Origin of the sequence: Pseudoalteromonas sp. AS84 (assembly GCF_038900255.1) — a bacterium.
GTDB lineage: Bacteria > Pseudomonadota > Gammaproteobacteria > Enterobacterales > Alteromonadaceae > Pseudoalteromonas.
On record NZ_JBBMQY010000024.1, the window covers coordinates 46,421 to 56,083 of the forward strand.

The window sequence follows — 9,663 nt, forward strand, 5'->3', positions numbered from 1 at the left end:
GTGCTTTTAACTAAAACTATACTGATTCAGGAATCAAAAAAGGCTGCACAATGCAGCCTTTTTTATTTTACAGTAAGATTATGAATCTAACTTGTATAAACGCAAATGTAATTAACCTACATTTTTACGTGCGTTACGGAACATACGCATCCACGGGCTATCCTCGATCCACTCATCAGGATGCCAAGAGTTAGCAACGCTTCTGAATACACGTTCTGGATGCGGCATCATTACAGTGGCGCGACCATCAGTTGACGTAATACCTGTAATACCTTCTGGAGAACCATTAGGGTTAGCTGGGTACTGCGTTGTAGGGTTACCGTAGTTATCTACAAACTTAACCGCTACAGTGCCGCTATTAAGCGCCGCTTTAGTGGCTGCATCGTTTGCAAACTCAGCATGACCTTCACCATGAGAAACCGCTATAGGCATACGCGAGCCAGCCATTCCATTAAAGAACACAGACGGATTCTCTTGTATTTCTACTAAACTAAAGCGTGCTTCAAAACGCTCTGATTTATTAGTTACAAAACGCGGCCAATGTTCAGTTCCAGGGATCAACTCTTTTAATGTTGATAACATTTGGCAACCGTTACATACACCTAAGCTAAAGGTATCTTCACGGTGGAAGAAGTTTTGGAACTGATCGCGTGCCATGTCGTTAAACAAAATAGACTTAGCCCAACCTTCACCCGCACCTAGTACGTCACCGTAAGAGAAGCCACCACAGGCCACTAAACCTTTAAATTGCTCTAGTGTTAAACGTCCTTCTAAAATGTCGCTCATGTGTACATCAACGGCTGCAAAACCTGCGCGATTAAACGCTGCCGCCATTTCTAAATGAGAGTTAACACCCTGCTCACGTAAAATAGCCATTTGCGGTTTAGCACCGGTTGCAATGTATGGTGCAGCTATATCTTCGTTTAAATCAAAGTTAAGTTTTACGTTTAAGCCTGGATCTTTTGCATCAAATTTAGCATCAAACTCTTGCTTAGCACATTCAGGGTTATCACGGCGTGCTTGCATTTGATACGTTGTTTCAGCCCAAATAGTACGAAGCTCAGTACGCGTATGATTAAGTACCGTATTTTCGCCACGGTTAAATATAATCGTATCGTCACTATTAAGCGTACCAATGTTGTGACTAATTGCTGCTATATCATGTTGTTCAAACACCGTATTTACTGCATCTAAATCAGCATTTGCAACTTGAATTACTGCACCTAGCTCTTCGTTATAAAGCGCTTCAATGTCAGAGCCTGTTAAACCAGCTAAATCAACCGTTACACCGGTATGACCCGTAAACGCCATTTCAGCTACTGTAGTAAATAAACCACCGTCTGAGCGGTCATGATAAGCAAGTAACTTACTATCAGCCACAAGCGCTTGCATTGCGTTATAAAAGCCTTTTAATAACTCAGGGCTATCAACGTCAGGTGTTACATCACCCAATTGCTTATAAACTTGCGCAAGGCTTGATGCGCCCATGCGGTTTTTACCCGCACCTAAATCAACTAATATAAGCGATGTATCGCCTTTATCTGTGCGCAATTGTGGCGTTACTGTTTTGCGTACGTCGTCAACACGACCAAACGCAGTTATAACCAGTGAAAGCGGCGATGTTACTGACTTCTCTTGTGAGTCACCTTCATCTTTCCATGTCGTTTTCATTGACATAGAATCTTTACCCACTGGAATCGTTAAACCAAGCGCAGGACAAAGCTCTTCGCCTACGGCTTTAACAGCTTCGTATAAACCAGCATCTTCACCTGGGTGACCCGCTGCTGCCATCCAGTTTGCCGATAACTTAATATTTTCAAGGCTACCAATGTTTGCACAGGCAATATTAGTTAACGACTCAGCTACCGCTAAACGTGCAGATGCACCGTAATTAAGTAATGCTGCAGGAGTGCGCTCACCAAGTGACATAGCTTCGCCGTGGTAAGTATCATACGTTGCCGCAGTTACAGCACAGTTAGCAACAGGTACTTGCCAAGGACCAACCATTTGATCGCGCGCTACTAAACCCGTAACAGATCGATCGCCGATTGTTATTAGGAATGTTTTTTCTGCAATGGCTGGTAAACGCATTAAGCGCTGCGCTGCATCTGCTGCATTTATTGATGTGATATCAAGCGCTTTGCCAACAACTTGCTTTGACGTTACATCGCGGTGCATTTTAGGTGCTTTACCTAATAATACGTCCAGCGGTAAATCAACAGGGTTATTTTCAAAATGGCTGTCTGACACTGTTAAGTGAGGTTCAGCGGTTGCTTCACCAATAACAGCGTACTGGGCACGTTCACGCTTACAAATTGCTTCAAAGCGGTCAAAGTCCTCTACGCCAACAGCGAGTACATAACGCTCTTGCGATTCATTACACCAAATTTCGTGTGGTGCCATGCCTGGTTCATCGTTAGGGATGCTACGTAATTGGAACTTACCACCACGTCCGCCATCATTAACAAGCTCAGGAAACGCATTTGATAAACCGCCAGCACCTACATCGTGGATGAATGCAATTGGGTTTTCATCACCTAGCTGCCAACATTTATCGATAACTTCTTGGCAACGACGTTCCATTTCTGGGTTTTCGCGCTGTACTGAAGCAAAATCTAAATCTTCGTTTGATTGACCAGAAGCCATGCTTGATGCAGCACCACCGCCTAAACCAATGTTCATTGCAGGTCCACCTAGCGCAATTAATTTAGCGCCAACAGGAATATCGCCTTTTTGAACATGATCAGAGCGAATATTACCCAAACCACCGGCAAGCATAATTGGTTTATGATAACCACGTACTTCTTCGCCATTATGGCTTGTTACTTTTTCTTCGTAAGTACGGAAGTAGCCTAATAAGTTAGGACGACCAAACTCATTATTAAATGCAGCGCCACCTAGTGGACCCTCTGTCATTATATCAAGCGCGTTAACAATACGACTCGGCTTACCAAAATCGCTTTCCCATGGTTGCTCGTAACCTGGAATACGTAAGTTTGATACAGTAAAGCCAACTAAACCTGCTTTTGGCTTAGAGCCACGACCAGTTGCGCCTTCATCGCGAATCTCACCACCAGAACCTGTAGCCGCACCAGAGAATGGCGCAATAGCTGTTGGGTGGTTATGAGTTTCAACTTTCATTAGTATTTCAATGTCTTCTTGATGATACGCATATTCACCTTGCGCATTTGGGAAGAAGCGACCCGCTTTTGAGCCTTTCATTACTGCCGCGTTATCTTTATACGCCGACAATACATTTTCAGGATTTAACTCAAACGTATTTTTAATCATTTTAAACAGCGATTTTGGCTGCTCTTTTCCATCAATTGTCCAGTCAGCATTAAATATTTTATGGCGACAATGCTCTGAGTTTGCTTGTGCAAACATAAACAATTCGATGTCGTTAGGGTTACGTCCTAACTTTATAAAGTTTTCTACCAAGTAATCTATTTCGTCATCAGCAAGGGCAAAACCTTGCTCAACATTGGCTATTGCTAATGCTTCGCGTCCGCCACCTAAAATATCAACAGATGACATTTGGCGTGGGGCATCACTGCGAAACAGTTGTGCAGCATCTTCAAGCTCACTATGCGTGGCTTCGGTCATACGGTCGTGTAATAACGCAATTACTTGTGCAAGTTGTTCTGCGTTTAAGTCACCTTCAACATAATAAGCAATACCGCGTTCAACACGATGAACCTGTTTTAAACCACAGTTATGGGCAATATCGGTTGCTTTAGATGCCCAAGGTGAGATGGTACCTGGGCGAGGTGTAACAAGTACAAGTTTGCCAGCTGGGGTATGCTCAGCAATAGTTGGACCGTAAGTTAATAGTTTTTCAAGCTTGGTTTGCTCAGAGCTACTCAACGGCGATGTTAAATCGGCAAAGTGAGCATACTCGGCGTATACGTTAGTGACTGGAAGTTGCGATTGTTGGCAACGCGCTAAAATTTTATTAACTCTGAACTCTGACAGTGCTGGTGCACCACGAAGGATCAACATAGGTAATTTCATCCGGGGTTAGGGATTGAACGATATTTTAGGCACGCATTATAGTCCAATTAGCATTCAGATTTAACTCAAAATTACGCTTTTCATAAAATTAACTTTTTAGCTTTATTTATAGCCGCTTTTGGTTAATAAAATAAAAGGTAAAGTGACGCGATGGCTTAGTTTTGCTATAACGGTGGCTGGCGAGCTTAAGGGGCACTCAATGTTCAAAGAAAAACTAATAATAATCATTACTTTAGTTATGCTGTTATGTGCATGCGATATGCAAGAGCAGCCAACTCAACTCGCCCAAATAAAAGAACAGAATAAAATTCGTGTGGGCACCCTTGCGAGTGCTAGTAATTATTATCAAGCCGTTCAAGGTGAACAAGGCTTTGAATATGAGTTATCTCAAGCCTTCGCCGAATATTTAGGTGTAGAGCTTGAAATAGTCCCTTTCTTTAACTTATCTGACATGTTTGAACGCCTTGAAAAGGGGGATTTAGACTTAATAGCCTCAGGCCTTACCTATAATAAAACCCGTGCAGAGCAATACCGCTATGGTCCGACTTACAGAACAATCAGTCAAAAATTAGTTTATAAGCAAGGGCGCGTTCGTCCTCGAGAGTTTGACGACTTAGACGGAAACTTTACCGTTATAGCCAAAAGTAGTCACTCGCTTACTTTGCAAAAAATAAAGAAAAACAATCCTGATTTAACATGGACAGAAAGCGAAGAATTTGATGAGGAAGAACTTCTTCAAGCCGTTATTGATGGCGAGATAGATTATACCCTTGCCGATACACATACGCTTTCTTTATTTAGGCGCTACCATCCAAATTTAAGTATAGGATTTTCAGTTAGTCACAACGACTCAATTGCGTGGATACTCAATAAATCAGATGACGACTCTTTATATGCGTTGTTGGTGCCATTTTTTGGTGACGTGAAGCAAAGTAACCAGCTCTACGTACTCGAAGAAAAATACTTTGGTCACGTGCGCCAATTTAATTATGTAAATACCCTAGCCTATATAGAAGCAATTAAAGAAACCTTACCAACATACCAACCATGGTTTGAACAATATGCAGGAAGCTTGGATTGGCGTTTATTAGCCGCACTCAGTTATCAAGAGTCGATGTGGAATCCACGAGCAAAATCACCTACTGGCGTGCGCGGTATCATGATGTTAACACGCAGTACAGCTAAGCAGGTGGGTGTAACAAATAGGCTGGAGCCGGAACAAAACATTCGTGGTGGCGCTAAATACTTAAGCAAGCTTATTAAACGTATTCCTGACCGTATCCCGCAACCCGACCGCACATGGCTTGCTCTTGCCGGATACAACGTAGGTTGGGGGCACGTTAATGATGCGCGTATAATTACCGAGCAACAAGGCGCAAGCCCAGACAAGTGGGCTGATGTAAAAAAACGCTTACCACTGCTAATTAAAAAACGCTATTACCGTAAGACTCGTTACGGTTATGCTCGCGGAGATGTGGCTGTAAAGTATGTTGATAACATACGCCGCTATTACGATGCACTTGTTTGGTTAGATGAAAATGATGCTATTGTTACAGAACCTGAGCCAGAACCAATTACAGAGCTGAGCACTGATACCAAGCCAAAGCTAAATGAAACAAGTGAAGTAAAAAGTGAAGCAAGTGAAGAGCAAACAGAAAAAAAACAACCTATAATTGAGCCTAAACAGTTGAGCGGAAATAATAACTAAGATTAATATAAGTACCCGCTTATTGAGCATGTAAGTAAACAAAATTTAAGTAAATTAAATATCTGTTTACTTGTCATCAAATGATCACTAATGTGTATTAATTATATATCATTATTTTATAAGATATACCCTGTGCCTTTCTCACTCTTGCATTAGGAGAACACATGCTAAAACGTAGACGTACACAAAAATTAAAACGCAATGTCATTTATTCAACAGCTACACGCCGTCGTATTATGTTACGCGGTTTACATAAGAAAATAATCTGGCGTCGCCGTATGTTTGCAATGCAACAAATGGAAGCACCAATACCAGAGCCGCTTGCAAATTAGCTTGAACAAGGCTTATTTGCTTGATCATCACGAGCAGCTTTCTTAGCTGCTTTAATTTGAGCTCTTCTACGTTTAAAAAAATCAGAAATAGTATCACCGCACTGTTGTGCCAAAACACCACCGCACACCTCAACTTGATGATTTAACTTAGGCTCTTGTAATAAATTCATAATTGAACCCGCAGACCCAGTTTTAGCATCGAGCGCACCAAATACTAAACGCTTTATTCTGCTATGCACTAACAATCCCGCACACATAGAACAAGGCTCTAACGTTACGTATAGGGTACAATCAATTAAGCGGTAATTGTTAAGGACTTTTCCAGCTTCTCGCACTGCAATCATTTCGGCATGGGCAGATGGGTCATTATCCGTTATTGAGCGGTTATACCCCACTGAAACTAGCTGGTTATCTTTAACTACAATTGCTCCAACCGGAATTTCATCAAGCAGCTCTGCTTGCTTTGCATACAAAAGCGCTTGTTCCATCCAGTAGGAATCATCAAATGGTTCGTTCATTATTTCTACTTAAATAACCTTTTATGCTGTAATTATACCTAGTTAGCACTCTAAAGTGCGTCATTCATTACTTTATTGCAAAAATAAAACACTATTTACCTGTTTGTAATGGCTCAGTAGTGCTGATTTACGTTATAATCGCACGCTTTTTTTATTTAGCTCACAACACGGGTAGCAAATGAAATTTCCTGGACGCCGCAGGCATAAACATTATTTTCCAGTGGAAGCCAAAGATCCACTTACTAATCAACTTAACGCAACAGAGCGATTACAACGTAGTTATATTACGGGTATCGATCAAATCGTTGTTGATATAGAGGCAAAAGTTGATCAAGCTTTCCTTGACGAATTTCAACTACGTAGAGGTATGTCGCAAGTTATTGATAGCGACATAACAAACGCCTTATACGATCGTTTAAAATTAAACGATATGGTTGATTTTGAGTTTGCAGGTGGAACCATTGGTAACACTATGCACAACTACTCTGTACTTGCAGATGATCGCTCAGTTTTATTAGGCGTAATGAGCGAAAATATAAAAATAGGTAGCTACGCTTACCGTTTTTTATGTAATACCTCAAGCCGTGTAGACTTAAACTATCTTCAACCAGTTGATGGGCCTATCGGTCGCTGTTTTACATTAATTGATGAAACTGGTGAGCGTACTTTTGCAATAAGCGCAGGCTTAATGAATCACTTACGCCCTGAGTCTATCGATAAAGAACTTATTGAAAATTCATCAGCGTTAGTGATCAGTGCCTACCTAATGCGTACTCAAGGTAGCGAAACAATGACTGAAGCCACTATGCAAGCGGTTAAATACGCTAATGATGCAGGTGTGCCAGTTGTCCTTACACTTGGTACAAAGTTCTTAATTGAACAAGACCCAACTTGGTGGGCAAACTTTGTTGAAAAGCACGTTGATATTCTTGCTATGAACGAAGAAGAAGGTTTAGCTATTACTGGTTTTGAAGACCCTCTCCTAGCTGCCGATAAAGCACTTGATTGGGTAGACTTAGTTATTTGCACCGCAGGCGAAAAAGGCTTGTTTATGGCAGGCTACGTTGACGAAAGCTTAAAGCGTGAAACTGAATACCCATTACTACCGGGTGCCATACCTGATTTTAACCGTTACGAATTTTCACGTGCTATGCGTAAAGATGAATGTGACGAGCCTATCAGAGCATATAGTCATACGGCCCCGTTTATGGGGGGACCTGATTCAATCAAAAACACTAATGGTGCAGGTGATTGCGCATTAGCCGCTGTGTTACATGATTTATCTGCGAATGTTTACCATAAACTTAATGTGGCAAACTCAGCTAAACATCAGCAACAAGCTATTACTTACTCGTCACTATCGCAAATTAGTAAATATGCTAACCGAGCGAGCTATGAAGTATTAGTTCAGCATTCTCCTCGCCTATCTCGAGGCTTACCGGAACGCGAAGACTGCTTAGAACAAGTTTATTGGGAACAATAAATAACGGTGGGAGCAATTGTTGCTCCCTATCGATTTCCTAAAAAATAGAAATATCGAGCTTTTTAGATAGCAGTTCCAGCGCTGCAATTCCTGCAACCGAATTACCAAACGAATTAAGCCCCGGAGAATAAACAGCGACAGTAAACTTATTTGGTAATACAGCTAAAATAGTCCCCGACACTCCCGACTTACCAGGCATACCTACTCTGTAACCAAAATCACCCGCAGCATCATATAAACCACTTGTAAATAAAAGCGAATTTAGCTGCTTGTTTTGACGACTACTTAAAACACGATTACCCGATCGATTATCAACACCTTTATTAGCTAAAAAATTATAAGATTTAGCTAATTCAATGCAATTAAGCTCTATAGAACAAAAATTAAAGTAAGACCATAAAACATCATCAACTTCATTTTCAAAATTACCAAACGACTTCATTAAATGCGCCATCGCGGCATTGCGATGCCTGAATTCATACTCAGAGTTAGCAACTTTTTTATCAATCACTATCCCTCTATTACCAGCTAACAACCTGAAGGTTTCGAGCATAGAATGCATTGGAGCAGATAAGCGGCTGTATAATGCATCACAGGTTACAATCGCACCTGCATTGATGAATGGGTTGCGAGGGATCCCCTTTTCAAACTCAAGCTGTGTAAGCGAGTTAAAAGCTGTACCTGAAGGTTCTTTTCCGACTCTATGCCACAGTTCATCGCCATAACGTTGCAATGCCATTGTTAGCGTCATAACTTTAGAAACAGACTGGATGGTAAAGCGTTGAGAGCAATCCCCTGCACACACAGTTTCACCATCAGTTGTATAAATAGCGATAGAAAATTGCTCTGGATCCACCTCGGCAAGCGCCGGAATATAATCAGCTACTTTCCCTTGTGCTAATAAAGGGCGTACTTCATATGCTATTTCATCAAGCACCTTTTGGTAATCAGCTGTAGGCAATCTAGACCTCTATATCGTCATTCATAAAAATTGAATTTTAGCACGCGAGAATAATCACACCTAGTTTTGTTGTCGAATTTAACGGTGAGATTTTACTAAATTTAAATAGAAAAAACCGTCATATTACTGTATCTGGTTTCTCTAAATTAAATCTTGGTAATATCATAGCGCCTACAGCAGTGGAGAGTTGCAGTGCAAATGCTACACATCCATTGTCGAGCAGGGGTTTTATGTAATTTTAGCGTCGCGAGTTGCTACGCTCGCCCGATCTACGTGATGGGTGTTGCTGTGAGTGTGTGTTAATTGCGCGTTTTCACTTTTCTGCATACATAAAAAAACCCAGATTGTTAGAACTGGGCTTTCTACAATTTAAAGCCTGAAATGTCGTAGTGCCCACAGCGGTAGAAAGTCACAGTGAAATGCTACACTATCTTTGTGTCGAAGCGGCCTTACTGCTGAGTTCGATATGGGCTCTGGCTATTTATTAAATCCCAGACAGCAAAAAACCCGTTACATTGCTGTAACGGGTTTCTCTTAATTAAATCCTGGTAATGTCCTACTTTCACATAACAAATGCTACACTATCATCGGCGCTGTTTCGTTTCACTACTGAGTTCGGCATGGGATCAGGTGGGTCCAAAACGCTA

6 protein-coding genes and 1 rRNA gene are annotated in these 9,663 nt (G+C 41.4%); 3 read left to right on the forward strand and 4 right to left on the reverse strand.

The window, feature by feature from the left end:
• Positions 1 to 111: 111 nt before the first annotated feature.
• Positions 112 to 4,002 (reverse strand): phosphoribosylformylglycinamidine synthase, encoded by a 3,891-nt coding sequence (gene purL, locus WNY79_RS18350; protein ID WP_342876560.1) that lies wholly within the window; start codon positions 4,000 to 4,002, stop codon positions 112 to 114.
• A 211-nt stretch (positions 4,003 to 4,213) separates the two neighbouring features.
• Between purL and mltF the strand changes: the two genes are divergently transcribed.
• Positions 4,214 to 5,722, forward strand: coding sequence for a membrane-bound lytic murein transglycosylase MltF (gene mltF / locus WNY79_RS18355; RefSeq protein WP_024598961.1), 1,509 nt, complete (start codon positions 4,214 to 4,216; stop codon positions 5,720 to 5,722).
• 164 nt (positions 5,723 to 5,886) lie between these two features.
• Positions 5,887 to 6,054: a hypothetical protein gene (locus WNY79_RS18360; protein ID WP_170071949.1), complete on the forward strand. Its 168-nt coding sequence runs from the start codon at positions 5,887 to 5,889 to the stop codon at positions 6,052 to 6,054.
• On the opposite strand, the gene tadA is transcribed toward WNY79_RS18360, so the two are convergent.
• Positions 6,051 to 6,572: a tRNA adenosine(34) deaminase TadA gene (gene tadA, locus WNY79_RS18365; RefSeq protein WP_342876561.1), complete on the reverse strand. Its 522-nt coding sequence runs from the start codon at positions 6,570 to 6,572 to the stop codon at positions 6,051 to 6,053. The two genes, WNY79_RS18360 and tadA, sit on opposite strands and share 4 nt — an antisense overlap.
• A 178-nt stretch (positions 6,573 to 6,750) precedes the next feature.
• Between tadA and WNY79_RS18370 the strand changes: the two genes are divergently transcribed.
• On the forward strand, positions 6,751 to 8,055 hold the full coding sequence (locus WNY79_RS18370) for an inosine/guanosine kinase (protein ID WP_342876562.1): 1,305 nt from the start codon (positions 6,751 to 6,753) through the stop codon (positions 8,053 to 8,055).
• 37 nt (positions 8,056 to 8,092) lie between these two features.
• On the opposite strand, the gene glsB is transcribed toward WNY79_RS18370, so the two are convergent.
• Positions 8,093 to 9,016 (reverse strand): glutaminase B, encoded by a 924-nt coding sequence (gene glsB, locus WNY79_RS18375; RefSeq protein WP_342876563.1) that lies wholly within the window; start codon positions 9,014 to 9,016, stop codon positions 8,093 to 8,095.
• 543 nt (positions 9,017 to 9,559) lie between these two features.
• Positions 9,560 to 9,663, reverse strand: a 5S ribosomal RNA gene (rrf, locus tag WNY79_RS18380); the annotation flags it as partial.

What these genes read in the sequence shown, in the direction of transcription:
- mltF (WP_024598961.1), top strand. Translation starts at nt 4,214, where the DNA reads ATGTTCAAAGAAAAACTAATAATAATCATTACTTTAGTTATGCTGTTA.
- WNY79_RS18370 (WP_342876562.1), top strand. Translation starts at nt 6,751, where the DNA reads ATGAAATTTCCTGGACGCCGCAGGCATAAACATTATTTTCCAGTGGAA.
- WNY79_RS18360 (WP_170071949.1), top strand. Translation starts at nt 5,887, where the DNA reads ATGCTAAAACGTAGACGTACACAAAAATTAAAACGCAATGTCATTTAT.
- tadA (WP_342876561.1), bottom strand. Translation starts at nt 6,572, where the DNA reads ATGAACGAACCATTTGATGATTCCTACTGGATGGAACAAGCGCTTTTG.
- purL (WP_342876560.1), bottom strand. Translation starts at nt 4,002, where the DNA reads ATGTTGATCCTTCGTGGTGCACCAGCACTGTCAGAGTTCAGAGTTAAT.